This is a genomic window from Caballeronia sp. BCC1704 (genome assembly GCF_902833455.1).
Lineage (GTDB): Bacteria > Pseudomonadota > Gammaproteobacteria > Burkholderiales > Burkholderiaceae > Caballeronia.
Genome location: NZ_CADFFT010000001.1, coordinates 1,227,496 through 1,244,566 on the forward strand (window position 1 = coordinate 1,227,496; position 17,071 = coordinate 1,244,566).

Sequence of the window (17,071 nt, forward strand, 5' to 3'; positions counted from 1 at the left end):
GCATAAAGTTCTACGCGGCCGCGTCTCGCCGCGTGTTTTCGTGCGCCCGTAACATCTCGATACGAATTTCCCACTCCATACGGAGCAAAAAGGCATAAGACTTGCATGTTTCTACGTCGCCAATTCGAGCAGCAACGAATAACTGATGGAGTGACGCCGTAATGAGCAGATTGATCGTGGTATCGAATCGCGTCGCGCCGGTCCAGGAAGGCAAGCCCAGCGCGGGCGGGCTCGCGATCGGCGTGCTGGACGCGCTCAAGGAGACGGGCGGCGTGTGGTTCGGCTGGAGCGGCGAGATCGTCGGCGAAGCGGCCGCGCCCGTTGTCGAGAAAAACGGCAACGTGACCTATGCCACCGTCGGGCTCACGCGGCGCGACTACGACCAGTACTACCGCGGCTTTTCCAATGCGACGCTCTGGCCGACCTTCCACTATCGCAACGACCTCTCGCGCTTCGACCGCGAAGAGTACGCGGGCTACATGCGCGTGAACGCGACGCTCGCCGCGAAGCTGAAGACGCTGCTGCAGCCGGACGACATCATCTGGGTCCACGATTACCATCTGCTGCCGTTCGCGCAGGAGTTGCGCAAGATCGGCGTGACGAACCCTATCGGCTTCTTCCTGCACATTCCGTTTCCGGTGCCCGAAGTCATGCGCACGGTGCCGCCGCACGAGGAGCTGATGACGGCGCTATGCCAGTTCGATGTCGTCGGCTTCCAGACGGAGAGCGACAAGCAGTCGTTCATCGACTACATCGAGCGCAGCGGCCGCGGCCACTTTAGCGACGACGGCATGTTGCAAGCGTTCGGGCGCATGCTGAAGGTGGGCGCGTATCCGATCGGCATCTATCCGGACGCGATCGCGAAGGCCGCCGAGCAGTACTCGACGCGCAAGCAGGTCAAGAGCCTGCGCGACTCCATGCGCGGCCGCAAGCTCATCATGAGCGTGGACCGGCTAGATTACTCGAAGGGTCTCGTCGAGCGTTTTCAGGCGTTCGAGCGGCTTCTCTTGAACGCGCCCGGCTGGCACGGCCGCGTGTCGCTCGTGCAGATCGCGCCGCCGACGCGCGCCGACGTGCAAACGTACCAGCGCATCCGCCAGAATCTGGAAGGCGAGGCGGGGCGCATCAACGGGCGCTTCGCGCAGCTCGACTGGACGCCGATTCAGTACCTCAATCGCAAATACGAACGCAACCTGCTGATGGCGCTGTTCCGGCTGTCCCAGGTCGGCTATGTGACGCCGTTGCGCGACGGCATGAATCTGGTCGCAAAGGAGTACGTCGCATCGCAGGACCCGGAGGACCCGGGCGCGCTGGTGCTCTCGCAGTTCGCGGGCGCGGCGGATCAGTTGCCGGGCGCGCTCGTCGTCAATCCGTTCGATCTCTCGCAGATGTCCGAGGCGCTGGAGCGCGCGCTCTCGATGCCGCTCGCCGAACGCCAGGCGCGCCACGCCGACATGATGGCGCCTTTGCGCAAGAACAACCTCTCCGTCTGGCGCGATTCCTTCCTGTCGGATCTGCGCAGCGTCGCGACGGCGACGTCCGTCACCGCGAAGACAGTCAAGACGGTGAAGCAGGGCGCTTCCGAAGCGAAACGCGCCGCGCGCGCGTAAGACTCGCGTTCGACGCCTCCCGGCCCCGCGCTTTGCGAAAAGCGCGGGGCTTTTCACTTGGGCGATGCCAACCGCGGAACGGTCCTTGCGATCTCCTATGCGACACACTCGAAGGAGATCGATGATGACTGGAAGCACACTGAATCCACCGGAAGAAGGCGGCACGGAATGGGGCAAGGGGCACGGCACCGGCGCGCTCGGCCCGAGCGATTCTTCGGACTCCGGCTCTGACGTGCAGGGCGAAATGCGCCGTCCGGGCGACATCGAAGACGAACTCGATGCCCACGCGCTCGGCCTGTCGGATGCGCAGCTCGACAGCGACAGCGACCGCTCCGGCACGGGCGAAGACGCATCGGCCGACGGCGACAACAATCTCTTCGCGAACGCGGACATCCTGCCCGACGGCGTGGAGGATGAAACGGAGATCACCGATCTGGCCGACGACGAAGCCGTCGATCCGGACGCCGACGAGGAAGACGTCTGACGGTTGCGGCCGGCCGGCCGCAGAAAGAGGCGCGCGCGGATCATTCCGCTCGCGCCTTTTTACGCGCGCATCGCCCGGGAACGCTAACATCGGCGGTCGAACCACGAAAGCGCACGCTTGCGCCGCCCTTGCCGATGAACCGCCACGTTCCCGACTCGATGACACCGCTCGCCGAAGGCCGCACCACGCGCTTCGGCTGGCTTTCGTGGGTCGCCGATCCCGTCACGCAGTGGATTCAGGACCACTGCCTGATGTTCTCGGCGGCTATCTCGTTCTTCGCGGCGTTCTCGCTTGCGCCGACGCTCGTCATCGTGATCGCGGTGGCGAGCATCTTCTTCGGCGCGGACGCCGTGCAGGGGCGCCTCTTCGATGAAATCAGCGGCATCGTCGGCGCGGATGCCGCGCGTACGCTCGAAGCGATCGTCGCGAACGCGCGGCACGCGGACATGGCGCGCAGCACGGCGGTGCTGTCCATCGCGGGCGTGCTGGTCGGCGCGTCGGCCACGTTCTCGTCGCTGCACAGCGCGCTCAACGTCATCTGGCCGACGCCTATCGTCAGCACGCGCGAGAGCATCGTCGGCCTGTTGCGCGTGCGGGTGATGTCATTCGCGCTCGTGGTCGGCGCGGGGCTGCTCGTCGTCGCGCTGCTGCTTCTCGACGCGGCCGTCGAAGTGCTCGGCCATTGGGCGCTCGGCGACGGCAATCCGTTCGTCGTGCTATCGAGCCTCACGCGCCACGCCATTTCGCTGGCCATGCTGATGCTCGCGTTCTCCGTTCTGCTCAAGTTCTTGCCGACGACGCGCATGCGCTGGCGCGATGCCGCCCTCGGCGCAGCCGCCGCCGCGCTTCTGTTCGAAGGCGGCAAGCGGCTTTTCGCGCTCTACGTGCAACACGCGGGCACGGCGAACATGTTCGGCGCGGCGGGATCGCTCGCCGTCATTCTCTTGTGGCTCTACTACTCGGCGGCGGTCTTCTTGCTAGGCGCCGAGCTTTCCGCGACGGCGGCGCGCAAGCGCACGCATCGCGAGTCCGGCTGGCGCTGACGAAAAAAAGGCCGCCCGATGTGGGCGGCCCGACATGGCGCTTCCTGCTGTGCTGCTCTGCGATTCGCTTGACCGGGTCTTCGCTGAGTGCAGGGAGCGCGGAAACTGCTTGCGGCGTTCTGCCGTCAAGCCTGCCTGCGCAGTTCCGCAGGCGGCACCTTCATCAGATGCCGATACTTCGCCACCGTGCGGCGCGCGACGATCACGCCCTGATCGGCGAGCATCTTCGCGAGACTCACGTCTGACAGCGGATCGCGCGTGTTTTCCTTCGCGATCATTTCCTTCAGCAGCGCGCGCACCGCGGCGGCCGAGCACGTGCCGCCGCTTTCCGTGCTGAGTTCGCGCGGGAAGAAGTGCTTGAACTCGAAGATGCCGCGCGGCGTCGACATGTACTTGTTGCCCGTCGCGCGAGAAATGGTCGATTCGTGCAGGCCGAGCTCATCGGCGACATCGCGCAGGACGAGCGGCTTCAGCGCAATCTCGCCATAGTCGAAGAACGCCTTCTGATGCGAGACGATGCATTCGGCCACGCGCTGAATCGTCGTGAAGCGCTGCTGCGCGTTGCGGATCAGCCAGCGCGCTTCCTGCAACTGCTGCGCGAGCGGCGAACGGCTCGCGCCGGCCGACTGCGCGAAGAGTTCCGCGTACATGCGATGGATGCGCGCGCGGGGCAGCACCGCCGGATTGATGGTCACCACCCACTGCTTCTTGACCTGACGCACGATCACGTCCGGCACCACGTAGTTGTCTTCGCTCTGGCCGTAGTTCTCGCCCGGCTTCGGGTCGAGACGGCGCACGAGCGCGCACGCGATGCGCAGTTCTTCGGCGCTGCAGCCGATCTTCTTCTGCAACTCGGCCTGCTCGCGGCGCGCGAGCCGCTCGAGATGATGCCCGACGATTTCTCGCGCCACGTCGCGGCCCGGCGTGTCTTCGGGCATCGCGTCGAGTTGCAGCGTCAGGCATTCGGACAGATTGCGCGCGCCGACACCCGGCTTGTCGAGCGACTGCACGAGCTTGAGCGCGATATTGAGTTCGTCCTCGTTGATCGCCGGCTCGATGTCGACGACATCGGCCAGTTCGCTCAATTCCTGACGCAGATAGCCGTCGTCGTCGAGCGCCTCGATGATGAGCTGCGCGACCGCGCGATCGCGTTCGTTGAGCTGATAAAGACGCAGCGCGTCGTGCAGCGTTTCGTGCAGCGACGGTTCGATACGGACCCAGTCGGCCGGATCGGAGCCTTCGCCATCGCCGTTATTGCGCGAGGCGTTGCGTCCGAACGGGTCGGACGAGAATTCGCTGATGGCGTCGTCGCGCGAACCGCTGTCCGCGCCCGAATCGCCGTCCATGCTGGTTTCGGAGGCGAGCGGCGCCTCGGCGGGGCTGTCGGCGGCGGGCGAGAGCGCGGTGTCGCTCATCGAGTTGCCGTTGTCCGCGCCGAGCGCGTTGTCCTCGGTTTGCGACTCGTCGTATTCGAGGAAGGGGTTGGTATCCAGCGCGTTACGCAGCTCTTGCTGAAATTCGAGCGACGAAAGCTGCAGCAGGCGTACCGACTGCTGCAGGCGCGGGGTGAGCGCAAGGCTTTGCTTGGTGCGGAGTTCGAGTGAAGGCGGCATTGCTTGCTAATCCTCGATGTTCTTGACGGGGTCGATGTATGTGTCGACCACCTAAAGCAACAGCTATGCCATCGATTGCTAAAGCCATGCTGAGCTTGAGTTTTTTCTCTCGACGAGCGCCACATTGATGCGTGCGGAAGGCCACTTTCACGCAGTTTTTACACGGGCTCAGACAAAAGCACCGCGCCGGGCGAGGCTTAGCGCGCGGGGTTGTCGCCGCCCTCGGCGGCATGGCGCGCGACGTCATCGAAAACGCTGAGAGCCCGCAGACTTCAGCCTTGCCAACGTGTTCGCCGCCGAACGCTGCCTTCGTCGGACGCGACCCGGCACGCATGTTGCGTCACGGTCCTCGCGGTCGGCGCGGCGACGCCGGCCGAGATGACGCAACTGCAACACGCACCAGACCAGCAACACAAACGGGGCGCTCCATCCATGTCCGCCAACGAGCGGGTAAGACCGGGGCGCAAGACCAAAACTGAAAACAAGGAGTATCACTATGAAGACGACTCAATTCCTCAAAGCAGCCGGCGGTATCGCGTGCGTCGTGTTCGCGCTCAACGCAGGCGCCCAGACCAACTCGACGTCGTCCTCCTCGGGCTCGGAATCGTCCGTTGGCCAGAAAATGGATCAGGTCGGCAAGAAGGTGGATGACGGCGCGGTCACGACCAAGGTCAAGGCCGAACTGCTCAGCGCCAAGAATGTGAAGTCGACGCACATCCACGTGAAGACGCGCGGCGGCGTCGTTTCGCTGACCGGCACGGTGCCGTCGGCGGAAGACAAGACCAATGCCGAGCAGGTTGTCAAGGAAGTCTCGGGTGTTGCATCCGTGAAGAACCATCTTAAAATTGCTGCCGACTAACACGAAAGTGATGGCATAGTTCGTATGCCCGGCCTGCCTCGGCGGGTCAGGGCGCGAGCAAACGAACCCGCGCAGGGGTCCGTTGTGTGGCCGAAGAAGGCTGCACTCCGGGCTCCGGGCGCGGGTTTGCGCATCAGGCGGTCATTCCGCTCGCGGCTCGAAGCAGAAGATGCATCACCTCGCAGCATCGTTGACACCCTAAAAACAGACGGCCCGTTCAGGCGTCACTAGAGGCGGCAAGAAGCGCCGTACTGCGGCGCTGGAAGGCCCCGGCAAAAGGAGCTCTTGATGAAGACGAAGAAGATGGCATTGGTCGGCGCGCTGGCGCTCGCATTCGCGACGACGGCGTTCGCGCAGGCATCGGACAGCGCCGCGACGACGGACGCGGCTTCCGGCGCGCATGCGAAGAAGAAGGGCACGTATCTGCATCAGCAGAACAAGAGCCACAAGCTGAAGGGCGCGTCGGCGGCGGCTGCCGCTTCGTCGCTCGGCACGAACGACAAGGGCCAGCCGCACTAAGCCTGCGGCGCGCGCTCGACAAAACGGCCACGTAAGTGGCCGTTTTGCTTTCATCGCCGCATGAAAGCGGCGATGGCCTATGACAGCGGGTAGCGCTTAGGACTTCGGCTTAGGACTTCGCAGCTGCGTACTGATCTCGCAGATCGCGGATGCGGTCGTGGTTCTCGACCACGCCCTGATACTGCCGTTCGACCACGGCGCGGATATCGGCCGGCAGGTCCTTGTCGAGCGCCTGGCGGTAGTTCTTCTTCGCCGCGTCCTCGCCGCGTTCGCATTCCGCGAGAACCGCGTGATCGGTCGGGCTCGTCACCGCCGACTTCACATCCACCCAGCCGCGATGCAGCGCGCCGGAGATCGAGCCGCCGGTTTCCGGCTTGCCGCCCAGACGCTGCACGAGACCTTGCAGTTCGATGGCGCCTTGCGCGCAGGCTTCCGCGCGGTTCTGAAACAACAGCTTGAGGCTCGGGTCACGCGTGTCTTCAGCGGCCTTGAGGAAGCCCTTCTCGCCGTCCTTCGACGTTTCGATGAGGTCATTCAGTACCGATACGACGTTCGTGCTCATATACACCTCCTTTTAGTAACGAAGTTGCGTTGGACGCAGCCCCAGTGCGAGGCGCGCGCTTGCCGGGTACGTATTGCACGTCGCGTGCCCGGACGGACGTATGCTTCGGCACGGGCATTGCTGGCCGTCTGCCGCAAATATCACGACGCGTCCCACGCAGGGCGCGCAGCGACAAGGCAACAGGAGAAACGATGAAATGGTCACGCGCGCTCGCCAATCGCGAGCTTCTCGTATTCATTGCGATCGTGGCGTCGGCGATCACGCTGCACGTACGTGCAGAAGCGATCGACCGGTCCGCTGCTTCGGCGGCTGCTTCGGCTATGCGTGCAGCCTACTCGCAGCTATGCGAGCCGTCGCCGCACGGCTCGACGCGAGCGCGCCCGCGCCCTGCAGATTGCCGCCCGCGCGCGCATATAGAGCCGACGCAGACCGAGCGGCTGTGGCTCTGATGCGGCGCATGGCTGCGCAGAACAAAGAATCACGAAGAAGCGCCCGGCGAGAACCGGGCGCTTCGGCTTTTCTGAATGCGATTCGGACGGTAACAATCAGACCGGTTGCGGCGGCTTGAGCGGATCGAAGTCGCTCCAGCGGCCTTGCTTCCAGCGGCCCGACGCGCGTTCGATGTCCAGCCCGCCGGCTTCACGCAGAATGTTCGCGGCGCGGTCATACGTCTCGGGCGATACATGCACGGCCACCAGCACGCCGGAGTGACGCGTGGGTTCTTCCTCGGGCTGCGCGGCCGCGCCCGGCTTCTTCTTCGTGTGCGACATCGCGCCCGCGAGCGAGCCGATATACGCGCCGACGCCGGCAGCCGCGACCGACACGAGCAGGGGCGCCTTGAACACGGCGAAGATCGCCGCGCCGATGACCGCGCCGATCACCGCGCCGATGGTCACGCCCTTGCCGGCGCCTTTGGGCGCGGCGCCCGCGCCCTTGTCGGTATGGACGTCGCCGCCGATTGGAAAGCGCGCGTGCTGCCCGCTCGGGTTCACGAAGAACAGCGTGACGTCCTCTTCCACGAAGCCGTTCGCGAAGAGCCGCTGGGCAGCCGTTTCGGCGTCAGGAAAAGTCTGGAACCGGCCCGCGATGATCAGGGACATGTTTCCTCCTTTTTAGTATCGGTTAATCGGGTGTGGCCCGCGGATGTGGCCCGCGAATGCGGCTCGCGCGGCGCCGGAGCCGTTCATAGACGCGCGCGGAATCATTCCGGCTCCATGCCGGCCACGCGAAAGAGCCCGCTGCGCAACACGACCGACTGGCCGCCGTTGTCGTCGAGCGCTTCGGCGCACACCGCGCGAATGCGCGCCGCGCCGCTTTCGAACGCGGGTAGCAGGTCTTCCTCGCGCGGCGACTTCGCGCCGAAGTGGTCTTCCAGCGCCTCGGCGCTGATCGAGCAGACGACCGCTTCGCCATCGACGAGCGCCGTGAAGTGGATGGCAAGATCGTCGCCGTTGTAGACGGGGGGATCGTCGGAAAACGTGATGTGCATGGTCGAGTCCTCATAAGCCGGACGAGGGCCGGCGGACGCGCGAACGCATGGTGCGTCCGCGCGGTCGAGAAGGTGCCCGGCGCTCATGACGCCTTCGCCTTGGCTAGTTGCTGCGCCATCGCGTAGTGGTGACGGAGGATCGGCAGTGCCTTCGCCGCCGCCGCCTTCAACGCGGCATCGTTGCCTTTTTCGCTCTCCTTCGCGAACAGCTCGACCGCCTTCTGATGCGCGGCGAGCGCGACTTTCTCAATATAGGCCCTGTCGAAGTCGGCCCCCTTGAGATTTTGCAGACTGCCTGTGACCGACGAATCCGCGCTCGGCGGCGACGTGATGCCGTGGCGCTTCGCGATGACATCGAGGTTGCGCGCGAGCTTGGCGTGATCCGCGATCATTCGCTGTGCGAAGTCCTTCACGTCCTTGTCGCCCGAGCGCGTGAGCGCCAGCTTGCTTGCCGCGATTTCGGTCGCGCCCGCGGTGCCGGCGTCCTGGATGAACTGCTGGTCGGTCGCCGAGAGCTTCTGCGATGGCGGCGCGTTCGCAGGCGTGCTGGCGCTCGCGGCGTCTTCGGTCTGCGCCTGAGCGATGGTCGCGCAGGCCGCGAACAGAAGGGCGCTGAGACGGGCGATGAAACGGCTTTGGCGTGGCATCGGCGTGGCTCCGGTTCGTGGGTCGAGCCGGCGCATTCAGGCAGCGCGCGCTTTGCTGAGCGCCTCGATCAGCGCCTGATTGAAAGCCGGCAGGTCGTCGGGCTTGCGGCTCGTGATGAGATTGCCGTCGATCTGCACTTCCTGATCGACCCACGTGCCGCCCGCGTTGCGCACGTCGTCCTGAAGACTCGGCCAACTCGTCATCGTGCGGCCCGCGACGATGCCCGCCGAGATCGGGAGCCAGCCGCCGTGGCAGATGACGGCGATCGGCTTCTTCGCCTGATCGGCTTCCTTGACGAAGGCTTGCGCTTTCGCGTCGAGGCGGATGGCGTCGCCATTCACGACGCCGCCCGGCAACACGACGGCGTCGTAGTCTGCGGCGGTCGTTTCGTCGAGCGTGCGATCCACCTTCACGGTGTCGCCCTTGTCGACGTGCTTGAAACCCTGGATCTCGCCCGGTTTCTGCGAGATGACGTCGACCTGGGCGCCGGCTTCCTTCAGCGCGCGCTGCGGTTCGACGAGTTCGGCCTGCTCGAAGCCGTCGACGGCGAGAATCGCTACCTTGTAGCCGTTGAGGGAAATCGCCATGAACACACTCCTGTCATTGCTCGTTTCGGATGGTCGCGCGGCAGATTCACGCGCGGATTCACGAACGAAAGGGGAGCAAGGGTTGTGCCCAATTGATCGCGTTATTGCTTGCAATGGATGCAGAAGCGGGCGTGATGGATGGCGGGCGAGTTGCAGCGGGAATGCGCGTCAGGCCGGTTCGACGCTGTGCTTGCTGGTGATGCGCAGCACGCTGACGACAGCCGCCGCCGCAGAGAATGCCGCCGCGACGCCGAGCGATCAACGGCCCGCGATGCGGCCGAAGTAGGAGGACGAGAGCAGCATGTCTCACGACGCTTCGACGCTGTGCTTGCTGGAAAGACGAAGCATGTTGACGGCCGCCGCCGCGGAGAATGCCGCCGCGACGCCGAGCGCGACCAACGGCCCGCGATGCGGATTTCGTCAATGAGGAGCGCCGCGCGTCATGCCGCTTCGACGCTACTCTTGCTGGCAAGCCGCAGAATGGTGAGGACAGCCGCCGCCGGCGAAAACGCCGCCGCGACGCCGAGCGCTACCAATGGCCCACAATGCGGTCTTAGTCGAAGACGAGCGCGACGCGTAACGCCGCTTCGACGCTGTGGTTGCTCGCAAGACGCACGATGCTGATGACCGCCGCCCCCAAAAAAGCGGCCGCGACACCGAGCGAGACCAACGACCCCCGATGCGGTCTCGGTCAAAGACGAGCGCCGCGCGTCACGCCGCTTCGACGCTACTCTTGCTGGCAAGCCGCAGAATGGTGAGGACAGCCGCCGCCGGCGAAAACGCCGCCGCGACGCCGAGCGCTACCAATGGCCCAGGATGCGGTCTTAGTCGAAGACGAGCGCGGCGCGTCACTCCGCTTTGACGCTGTGGTTGCTCGCAAGACGCACGATGCTGATGACCGCCGCCCCCAAAGAAGCGGCCGCGACACCGAGCGAGACCAACGACCCGCGATGCGGTCTCGGTCAAAGACGAGCGCGGCGCGTCACGCCGCTTCGACGCTCTGCTTGCTGGCAAGTCGCAGCATGCTGACAGCCGCCGCAAATGCCGCTGCCACGCCGAGCGATCAAGCGACCCGCGATGGCGCTTCAGTCAAAGAGAAGCGCGCCGCGCGTCACGCGGCTTCGACGCTCTGCTTGCTGGCAAGCCGCAGCATGCTGACAACAGCCGCCGCCGCCGAGAACACCGCCGCGACCCCGAGCGCGATCAACGGCCCGCGATGCGGCTCCACGCCAAAGATCAACGCGACGAGCGCGGCGCCGAGCGTCTGCCCGGTCAAGCGCGCGGTGCCGAGCATGCCGCTCGCGCCGCCGCTGCGATGACGCGGCGCCGACGACAACATCTGGCGATTGTTCGGCGACTGAAAGAGGCCGAAGCCGAGCCCGCAGATCGCCATGCGCCAGCTGATGTCGAAGGCTCCCGGATGCCCGCCGACCGTCGCGAGCAGAACGAGTCCCACGGTCAGCACCGCCAGCCCGATGCCGCCGAGCAACCCCGCGGGATAGCGGTCAGACAGCACGCCCGCGAGCGGCGCGACGAACACGATCACGAACGGCCACGGCGTCATCAGAAAGCCGGTCTGGACCTGACTCATGCCGAAGCTGTCCTGCAGCAGAAACGGCAGCGAGACGAACGCGAGCATCTGCGCGCAGAACGAACACACCGACGTGCCGATCGACAGCGCGAACACCGGAATGCGCAGCAGATCGACGGGCAAGAGGGGCGCGCTCTGGTTCAGTTGCCGCCGCACGAAGATCGTGCCGATCACGCCGGTCGCGATGAATTCTGCGATCACGAATGGGCGATGCTCGCCGTGCCCGAGTCCATCGACCGCGACGATCGCAATGCCGAAGAACAGCGCGTTGAGCACGGCGCTCACGTAATCGTACGGTTGCCGGTGGCCCGGCGTGCGCGGCAGCGACTTCATGCCGATGGCGAGCGCCGCGAGCCCGATCGGCACGTTGATCGCGAAAAGCCATGGCCACGACGCCACCGACAGCACGCCCGACGCGACGGTCGGACCGATCACCGACGAGATCGCGACCACCGTGGCGTTGATGCTGACGCCGCGCCCCAGTTGCTTCTGCGGATAGATGATGCGCACGATGGCCGTGTTCACGCTCATGATCCCGGCCGCGCCGAAGCCCTGAACGACGCGCGCGAGAGTAAGCGCGACCAGCGATCCGGAAAGCGCGCAGCCGAGCGACGAGAGCGTGAAGAGCGCGAGGCCGCCTAGATACACGCGCCGGTAGCCGATCCGGTCGCCGAGCGAGGCGAGCGGCAACAGCGAGATGGTGACGGCGAGTTGATACGCGTTGACGACCCAGATGGACGAGGCCGGTGTCGCCGACAGATTGCGCGCGATGGTCGGCAGCGCCACGTTGGCGATCGCGCCGTCGAGCACCGCGAGCGTGATGCCGAGCGCGACGACGACAATCGCCCAATAGCGCTGGGGAAGGGGCAGGCCTTGATCGGAATCCATCGACGGATCTTGAGTGGCAAGGCGGCGCATTGTACGTCGCGCCGTTTTCAAATCGCTTGTGGCGTCGGGCCGCGTGATCGAACATGCGGCCCGGCATGCGTGGCTCACGCGTTACTTGAGTTCGTAGAGACCCGTGTAGGTCGCCGAATCGATTTCATTCAGGTGCGTCATGAAGCGCGCGACGGCGTTGGTCGCGTTGAGGTCGAGCGGCAGCTTTTCCGCCTGCAGCGCGTGAATGCGGAAGATGTAGCGATGCGGCTTGTCACCGCGCGGCGGCGCGGCCCCGCCGAAGCCGACCGTGCCGTAGTCGTTGCGCAGTTGCAGCGCGCCCGCAGGAAGCAGACTGCCATCGGCCTTGCCGGCATTGCGCGGCAGCGAGCGCGCATCGGCCGGAATATTGACCACGACCCAGTGCCAGAAGCCGCTGCCCGTGGGCGCGTCCGGGTCGTAGACGGTGAGCGCGAAACTTTTGGTGTCGGCGGGCGGGTCTTCCCACTGGAGCGCGGGAGAGATGTTCTCGCCCGACGTGCCGAACGCCTGCATGTCGAGTTCCTGCGCGCGGGTCATGAAACCGTTCGCTGGAAATTCGTCGGACCAGATGCGGAAATCAGCCATGAGAGTCGTGCCTCCTGATGAGCGATAGAAGCGTGCCCCGCAGCGCGTGGCGCTTCTTCGATTGCGCGAAGCCACGCAGCGAATGTGCCCGCAATAGAGCGAGCGCCGGGGGAGCGCGTCGAGTGTAGCATCCGCCCCCGAATTACTGCGGGCGGCTCATCGGCGATATACGCGGATTAAGAGGCGCCATGCCGCGATGCTCGATACAGGCGCCCGCCGCTATTGCGGCTGCGTGACTTCGTCGATACCGCGGTTGAGCGCGGGACACGCCTCGTCGATTTCCTTCTTGTACTCGGCCGGATTGCTCGTCTTCAGCTTGTCGAAGCGGTCTACCGTCGCTTGCGCCTGGCGATAGCCGAGCGTCCATTCGGCATCGAAGTCAGGCGCGTCCACGAAATTGGCGCGCGCAGCGTCCTTGAAGCGCGCGACCTTGGCGGCATCGATGTGGCAGATATCGGCCGCGCCGCGCGCGATGTTCGCGCTCGTCATCACGCCTTCGGCCGCGAGCAGTTGCGGCCTCGATGGATGGCCCGGCGGAAGCTGCGTTTGCGCCGACACACTTGCGCAGAGCGTGCAAAACAGGGCCAAGCATGCGGCGCAAACTGCGGGACGCGGCATGCGGAATGAGTGAAATCGAGTGAGGGAATCGGGCATCGAAAAAGTATAGATGAAGCCTTGAAAAGAAGGGCTTTCCTTGGCCAAGAAGGCTATGACCCCCATGCTAGAATCGTTTCCCAATGCCGTTCTCAGACGCAAACATGAAAAAAGCAAGCAAGGCCGCCACCGAGGTGAGCAAGGCCGCCAGTGCTGCGTCCACGCCGGCCGGATCGGAGGGGCGACGCAAGTACGATCCAGAGGAGACTAAGCGCAATATTCTCGACATCGCCACGCAGGAATTTTCGGCGATGGGCCTCACGGGCGCGCGCGTCGACGCCATCGCGGAGCGCACCAACACTACCAAGCGCATGCTGTACTACTACTTCGGCAGCAAGGAAGGGCTGTACGAGGCGGTGCTGGAGCAAGTCTACGGCGATATCCGCGCGCTGGAACAGGAACTCGAACTCGCGGAGATGGACCCCGAACAGGCGCTGCGCGAGCTTATCGGTTTCACGTTCGACTACCACGACAAACATCGCGATTTCGTGCGCCTCGTGACGATCGAGAACGTGCACGGCGCGAAGTATGTCGAGCAGTCGAAGACCTTCAAATCGCGCAATGCCACAGTCGTCAAGACACTCGAAGACCTCATCGCGCGAGGCGTCGCGGCTGGGCGTTTTCGGGACGATGTCGAGCCGCTCGACCTGCATCTGATGATCAGCTCGTTTTGCTTTCATCGCGTGGCGAACCGCCATACGTGGAGTGCCGCATTCGGGCGCGATCCGTCCGGGCCGCGCTCGCGGGCGCGGCATCGCGAGATGATTATCGAAGCGGTGCTGTGCTACATGCGGCGCGAAGGCTAAAGACAAACGGCGGCTCTCTTGCGAGGCCGCCGTTTTGTTCTAGATGCCGCGCTTACTTCGCGTCAGCGGGCAGCAAGGTCTGGAAGTGGGCGAACATGCGCTCGGCGTCGGGCTCGCGTCCCGTGAAGATGCGCAGCGCATCCACCGCCTGACACACCGCCATGCCGCCGCCGCTCACCGTGCGGCAGCCGAGCGCCTTCGCCGTCTTGAGCAGCTCGGTTTCGAGCGGAAAGTAGACGATCTCCGCCACCCACAAGTCCTTGTGCAGATACTCCGCGGGCAGCGGCATGCCGGGCAGCTTCGCCATGCCGGTCGGCGTCGCGTGAATCAGGCCGTTGGCCGGACGCAACGTCTCGCGCAGGTCGCCGCCGCTCGTCACTTCGCGATCCGGAAAGCGCGCCGCCAGTTCCGCGGCGAGCGACGATGCGCGCGCCTCGTCCGAGTCGAACAGCGTGAGCGCGTTCGCCCCCGTGACGAGCGCCGCATGCGCGACCGCCGCGCCCGCGCCGCCCGCGCCCAGTTGCACGACGCGACCGAGCGGCGCATCCGGCAGGCCGCGCTGGAACGCGCGCGCGAAGCCAGACCAGTCCGTGTTGTAGCCGATGCGCTTGCCCTCCCGGAGCACGACGGTATTCACGGCGCCAAGCGCGCGGGCGTCGGGGTCGAGCTCGTCGAGCAATGGGATCACGCTTTGCTTGCACGGATACGTGATGTTCAGGCCGTCGTAGCCCATGCGCTCGGCGGCGATCAACAAGTCGGGAAGCGCGGACGGCTCGAGCTTCAGCGCCTGCAGGTCGATGCGCCGATACACGTAGTTCAGCCCGAGCACGCGGCCTTCCTGCTCGTGCATGGCGGGCGTCAGCGATCCGGCGATGCCCGAGCCGATCAGTCCGATCAGATACGAAGTTTTGCTGGTCATGCGAGTGCTCCCGCGAGAAGAGGCTTGAGGCTAGACGCTCGCACGTAGCGTACAGCAGTAAAGAGGGCGCGATGGTGCAGTGCGGCGATTGCAAGCGCAGTGTGCGCGTGCGCGCGTATCCTGTCCTTCGGTATTTTCACGTATTTTGTACCATCTAGTTAGTTTGTTATGCTCGCACACAATGACGTGGACTGCGTGCAGAGCGCCTACACTCTAACGGTTCACCCCGCAACGAAATGCAGAGGAGGCAGCGATGCCGCGTTCCATCCCGACATCCATCGCGACGGTATCCATCAGCGGGACGCTCGTCGAAAAGCTGAAGGCGATTCGCGCGGCGGGCTTCGATGGCGTCGAGATCTTCGAAAACGATCTGCTCTACTTCGACGGCACGCCCGCCGACGTCCGGCGTATCTGCGACGACCTGGGCCTCGCCATCTATCTGTTCCAGCCGTTTCGCGACTTCGAGGGCGTGAGCGGCGAGCGGCTCGCGAAAAACGTCGAGCGTGCCAAACGCAAGTTCGACCTGATGCACGAACTGGGCGCGGACCGCATGCTCGCGTGCAGCAACGTGTCGCCGGACACCGTCGCCGACGACGCGCTCATCGTCGATCAGCTCGGCGTGCTCGCACGCCTCGCCGAGGAAGCCGGCGTGATCGTCGGTTATGAGGCGCTCGCGTGGGGCCGGCACGTCAACTCGTACAAGCACGCGTGGCGGCTAGTGGATGCCGTGAATCACCCGAGCCTGGGTCTCGTGCTCGACAGCTTCCATACGCTGTCCATTGCCGATTCCGTCGATGAAATCGCGGCTATTCCCGGCGATCGCATCGCCTTCGTGCAGATCGCCGATGCGCCCGTGCTCTCGATGGACGTGCTCGAATGGAGCCGCCACTATCGCTGTTTTCCGGGGCAGGGCGCATTCGATGTCGCCGGATTCACGGCGCGCGTCCTCGAGGCGGGCTACACGGGGCCGCTGTCGCTCGAAATCTTCAACGACGGCTTTCGCGCCGCGCCGACCGCCATCACCGCGGCGGACGGGCATCGCTCGTTGCGCTTTCTCGAAGAGCAGACGCGTGCGCGCATGGGCGAGCGCGCGCGCGCGGAACTCTTCGATCCGCCCGCGCCGCCTGCGCACATCGGCTTCCAGTTCCTCGAATTCGCCGTGGACGACACGACGCGCGAGCACGTCGCCGACTGGCTGCGCAAGCTCGGCTTCCGGCTCGCGGGCACGCATCGGTCGAAGGACGTGACGCTGTATCGGCACGGCGCGGGATCGATCGTGCTGAACGCGGAAGCCGATTCGTTCGCGAGCGCGTTCTTTCAGCAGCACGGCTTGTCGCTGTGCGCGTCGGCGTTTCATGTCGATGACGCCAAATGCGCGTTCGAGCGCGCCGCCGCTTACGGCTCGAAGCCGTTCTCGGGCCGCGTGGGACCGAACGAGCGAGTGGTGCCGGGCGTGCAGTCGCCGGACGGCAGCCTCGATTATCTCGTCGATGAAGCGCCGGGCGCGCCGACGTTATGGGAATCGGACTTCGTGCTGACGGATATCGACGGCCCTTACGAAGTCGGGCCGCTTTCGCGCATCGATCACGTGTGCCTTTCGCTGCCGGCCGAGGCGCTCGATACGTGGGTGCTTTTCTTCCGCAGCGCGTTCGGCTTCGAGACGGAAGCGAGCGTGCTCGTGCCCGATCCTTACGGGCTCGTGCGCAGCCGCGCGGTGCGAAGCCGCGACGGCTCGGTGCGCATTGCGCTCAACGCGTCGATGGACCGCTTCACGGCGGTGTCGGAATCGCTCTCGACGTATCGCGGCTCTGGGTTGAATCACGTCGCGTTCAGCACGCCCGACATCTTCGACGCGATTCCCCGCTTGGAGGCGGACGGCGTGCAGTTCCTGCGCATTCCGCGCAATTACTACGACGATCTCGTGGCGCGCTACGGCCTGCCCGACGAGCAGATCGACGCGATGCGCGAGCACAACATCCTCTACGACCGGGACGAGCGCGGCGGCGAGTTCTTCCACGCCTACACGGAGCAGCTCGATCAGCGCTTCTTTCTCGAAGTGATCGAGCGGCGCGGCGGCTACGACGGCTACGGCGCGGCGAACGCGGCGGTGCGGCTCGCGGCGCACGCGCAGCAACAGCGCGCTCGGCAGGCGGCATAGGAAACCTGGCGCGTAAATGCCACCGA

The 17,071-nt window shown here is 65.2% G+C and carries 18 protein-coding genes; 8 read left to right on the plus strand and 10 right to left on the minus strand.

Annotated features, from left to right (window positions below):
- Positions 1 to 161 precede the first annotated feature (161 nt).
- The 3 genes from otsA to HWX53_RS05725 all read left to right on the plus strand — a co-directional run bounded on the left by otsA (position 162) and on the right by HWX53_RS05725 (position 3,137).
- The gene (otsA, locus tag HWX53_RS05715) at positions 162 to 1,610 is read left to right on the plus strand and encodes an alpha,alpha-trehalose-phosphate synthase (UDP-forming) (RefSeq protein ID WP_175939829.1); all 1,449 of its coding nucleotides are present in this window, start codon (positions 162 to 164) and stop codon (positions 1,608 to 1,610) included.
- A 121-nt stretch (positions 1,611 to 1,731) separates the two neighbouring features.
- On the plus strand, positions 1,732 to 2,094 hold the full coding sequence (locus HWX53_RS05720) for a chemotaxis protein (RefSeq protein ID WP_175939830.1): 363 nt from the start codon (positions 1,732 to 1,734) through the stop codon (positions 2,092 to 2,094).
- A gap of 134 nt (positions 2,095 to 2,228) precedes the next feature.
- Positions 2,229 to 3,137 (plus strand): YihY/virulence factor BrkB family protein, encoded by a 909-nt coding sequence (locus HWX53_RS05725; RefSeq protein ID WP_175939831.1) that lies wholly within the window; start codon positions 2,229 to 2,231, stop codon positions 3,135 to 3,137.
- A 125-nt stretch (positions 3,138 to 3,262) separates the two neighbouring features.
- Here HWX53_RS05725 and HWX53_RS05730 read toward each other — a convergent pair whose 3' ends face one another.
- Positions 3,263 to 4,750, minus strand: a complete 1,488-nt coding sequence (locus HWX53_RS05730; protein ID WP_175939832.1) for an RNA polymerase factor sigma-54 — start codon at positions 4,748 to 4,750, stop codon at positions 3,263 to 3,265.
- Between the two features lie 496 nt (positions 4,751 to 5,246).
- Between HWX53_RS05730 and HWX53_RS05735 the strand changes: the two genes are divergently transcribed.
- Entirely contained in the window at positions 5,247 to 5,609 is a 363-nt protein-coding gene (locus HWX53_RS05735) for a BON domain-containing protein (protein WP_175939833.1), read from the plus strand.
- A gap of 288 nt (positions 5,610 to 5,897) precedes the next feature.
- Positions 5,898 to 6,128, plus strand: coding sequence for a hypothetical protein (locus HWX53_RS05740; RefSeq protein ID WP_175939834.1), 231 nt, complete (start codon positions 5,898 to 5,900; stop codon positions 6,126 to 6,128).
- Between the two features lie 109 nt (positions 6,129 to 6,237).
- Here the strand turns inward: HWX53_RS05740 and HWX53_RS05745 are convergent, their stop codons facing one another.
- Positions 6,238 to 6,690 carry a PA2169 family four-helix-bundle protein gene (locus tag HWX53_RS05745; RefSeq protein ID WP_175939835.1) on the minus strand — a complete coding sequence of 151 codons (453 nt, stop codon included), beginning with the start codon at positions 6,688 to 6,690 and terminating at the stop codon, positions 6,238 to 6,240.
- A 191-nt stretch (positions 6,691 to 6,881) separates the two neighbouring features.
- Between HWX53_RS05745 and HWX53_RS05750 the strand changes: the two genes are divergently transcribed.
- Positions 6,882 to 7,139: a hypothetical protein gene (locus tag HWX53_RS05750; protein WP_175939836.1), complete on the plus strand. Its 258-nt coding sequence runs from the start codon at positions 6,882 to 6,884 to the stop codon at positions 7,137 to 7,139.
- Between the two features lie 96 nt (positions 7,140 to 7,235).
- On the opposite strand, the gene HWX53_RS05755 is transcribed toward HWX53_RS05750, so the two are convergent.
- The 7 genes from HWX53_RS05755 to HWX53_RS05785 form a co-directional block, all read right to left on the minus strand.
- A complete protein-coding gene (locus HWX53_RS05755; RefSeq protein WP_175939837.1) occupies positions 7,236 to 7,790 on the minus strand; it encodes a hypothetical protein in 555 nt (184 codons plus the stop codon).
- A gap of 101 nt (positions 7,791 to 7,891) precedes the next feature.
- Positions 7,892 to 8,179: a DUF1488 domain-containing protein gene (locus tag HWX53_RS05760; protein ID WP_175939838.1), complete on the minus strand. Its 288-nt coding sequence runs from the start codon at positions 8,177 to 8,179 to the stop codon at positions 7,892 to 7,894.
- Between the two features lie 83 nt (positions 8,180 to 8,262).
- Entirely contained in the window at positions 8,263 to 8,826 is a 564-nt protein-coding gene (locus HWX53_RS05765; RefSeq protein ID WP_175939839.1) for a DUF4142 domain-containing protein, read from the minus strand.
- 36 nt (positions 8,827 to 8,862) lie between these two features.
- Positions 8,863 to 9,414 carry a type 1 glutamine amidotransferase domain-containing protein gene (locus tag HWX53_RS05770; protein WP_175939840.1) on the minus strand — a complete coding sequence of 184 codons (552 nt, stop codon included), beginning with the start codon at positions 9,412 to 9,414 and terminating at the stop codon, positions 8,863 to 8,865.
- Positions 9,415 to 10,525: 1,111 nt separating this feature from the next.
- Entirely contained in the window at positions 10,526 to 11,893 is a 1,368-nt protein-coding gene (locus tag HWX53_RS05775; RefSeq protein WP_175939841.1) for an MFS transporter, read from the minus strand.
- A gap of 111 nt (positions 11,894 to 12,004) precedes the next feature.
- Entirely contained in the window at positions 12,005 to 12,508 is a 504-nt protein-coding gene (locus HWX53_RS05780) for a YbhB/YbcL family Raf kinase inhibitor-like protein (protein ID WP_175939842.1), read from the minus strand.
- Positions 12,509 to 12,727: 219 nt separating this feature from the next.
- On the minus strand, positions 12,728 to 13,066 hold the full coding sequence (locus HWX53_RS05785) for a hypothetical protein (protein WP_175939843.1): 339 nt from the start codon (positions 13,064 to 13,066) through the stop codon (positions 12,728 to 12,730).
- A 200-nt stretch (positions 13,067 to 13,266) separates the two neighbouring features.
- Here HWX53_RS05785 and HWX53_RS05790 point away from each other — a divergent pair, with 200 nt between their 5' ends.
- A complete protein-coding gene (locus tag HWX53_RS05790) occupies positions 13,267 to 13,968 on the plus strand; it encodes a TetR family transcriptional regulator (protein ID WP_175939844.1) in 702 nt (233 codons plus the stop codon).
- Positions 13,969 to 14,020: 52 nt separating this feature from the next.
- Here the strand turns inward: HWX53_RS05790 and HWX53_RS05795 are convergent, their stop codons facing one another.
- Positions 14,021 to 14,887: a shikimate dehydrogenase gene (locus HWX53_RS05795; RefSeq protein ID WP_175939845.1), complete on the minus strand. Its 867-nt coding sequence runs from the start codon at positions 14,885 to 14,887 to the stop codon at positions 14,021 to 14,023.
- Positions 14,888 to 15,152: 265 nt separating this feature from the next.
- Here HWX53_RS05795 and HWX53_RS05800 point away from each other — a divergent pair, with 265 nt between their 5' ends.
- Positions 15,153 to 17,045: a sugar phosphate isomerase/epimerase and 4-hydroxyphenylpyruvate domain-containing protein gene (locus HWX53_RS05800; RefSeq protein WP_175940622.1), complete on the plus strand. Its 1,893-nt coding sequence runs from the start codon at positions 15,153 to 15,155 to the stop codon at positions 17,043 to 17,045.
- Positions 17,046 to 17,071 lie beyond the last annotated feature (26 nt).

What these genes read in the sequence shown, in the direction of transcription:
- otsA (WP_175939829.1), top strand. Translation starts at nt 162, where the DNA reads ATGAGCAGATTGATCGTGGTATCGAATCGCGTCGCGCCGGTCCAGGAA.
- HWX53_RS05720 (WP_175939830.1), top strand. Translation starts at nt 1,732, where the DNA reads ATGATGACTGGAAGCACACTGAATCCACCGGAAGAAGGCGGCACGGAA.
- HWX53_RS05725 (WP_175939831.1), top strand. Translation starts at nt 2,229, where the DNA reads ATGAACCGCCACGTTCCCGACTCGATGACACCGCTCGCCGAAGGCCGC.
- HWX53_RS05730 (WP_175939832.1), bottom strand. Translation starts at nt 4,750, where the DNA reads ATGCCGCCTTCACTCGAACTCCGCACCAAGCAAAGCCTTGCGCTCACC.
- HWX53_RS05735 (WP_175939833.1), top strand. Translation starts at nt 5,247, where the DNA reads ATGAAGACGACTCAATTCCTCAAAGCAGCCGGCGGTATCGCGTGCGTC.
- HWX53_RS05740 (WP_175939834.1), top strand. Translation starts at nt 5,898, where the DNA reads ATGAAGACGAAGAAGATGGCATTGGTCGGCGCGCTGGCGCTCGCATTC.
- HWX53_RS05745 (WP_175939835.1), bottom strand. Translation starts at nt 6,690, where the DNA reads ATGAGCACGAACGTCGTATCGGTACTGAATGACCTCATCGAAACGTCG.
- HWX53_RS05750 (WP_175939836.1), top strand. Translation starts at nt 6,882, where the DNA reads ATGAAATGGTCACGCGCGCTCGCCAATCGCGAGCTTCTCGTATTCATT.
- HWX53_RS05755 (WP_175939837.1), bottom strand. Translation starts at nt 7,790, where the DNA reads ATGTCCCTGATCATCGCGGGCCGGTTCCAGACTTTTCCTGACGCCGAA.
- HWX53_RS05760 (WP_175939838.1), bottom strand. Translation starts at nt 8,179, where the DNA reads ATGCACATCACGTTTTCCGACGATCCCCCCGTCTACAACGGCGACGAT.
- HWX53_RS05765 (WP_175939839.1), bottom strand. Translation starts at nt 8,826, where the DNA reads ATGCCACGCCAAAGCCGTTTCATCGCCCGTCTCAGCGCCCTTCTGTTC.
- HWX53_RS05770 (WP_175939840.1), bottom strand. Translation starts at nt 9,414, where the DNA reads ATGGCGATTTCCCTCAACGGCTACAAGGTAGCGATTCTCGCCGTCGAC.
- HWX53_RS05775 (WP_175939841.1), bottom strand. Translation starts at nt 11,893, where the DNA reads ATGGATTCCGATCAAGGCCTGCCCCTTCCCCAGCGCTATTGGGCGATT.
- HWX53_RS05780 (WP_175939842.1), bottom strand. Translation starts at nt 12,508, where the DNA reads ATGGCTGATTTCCGCATCTGGTCCGACGAATTTCCAGCGAACGGTTTC.
- HWX53_RS05790 (WP_175939844.1), top strand. Translation starts at nt 13,267, where the DNA reads ATGAAAAAAGCAAGCAAGGCCGCCACCGAGGTGAGCAAGGCCGCCAGT.
- HWX53_RS05795 (WP_175939845.1), bottom strand. Translation starts at nt 14,887, where the DNA reads ATGACCAGCAAAACTTCGTATCTGATCGGACTGATCGGCTCGGGCATC.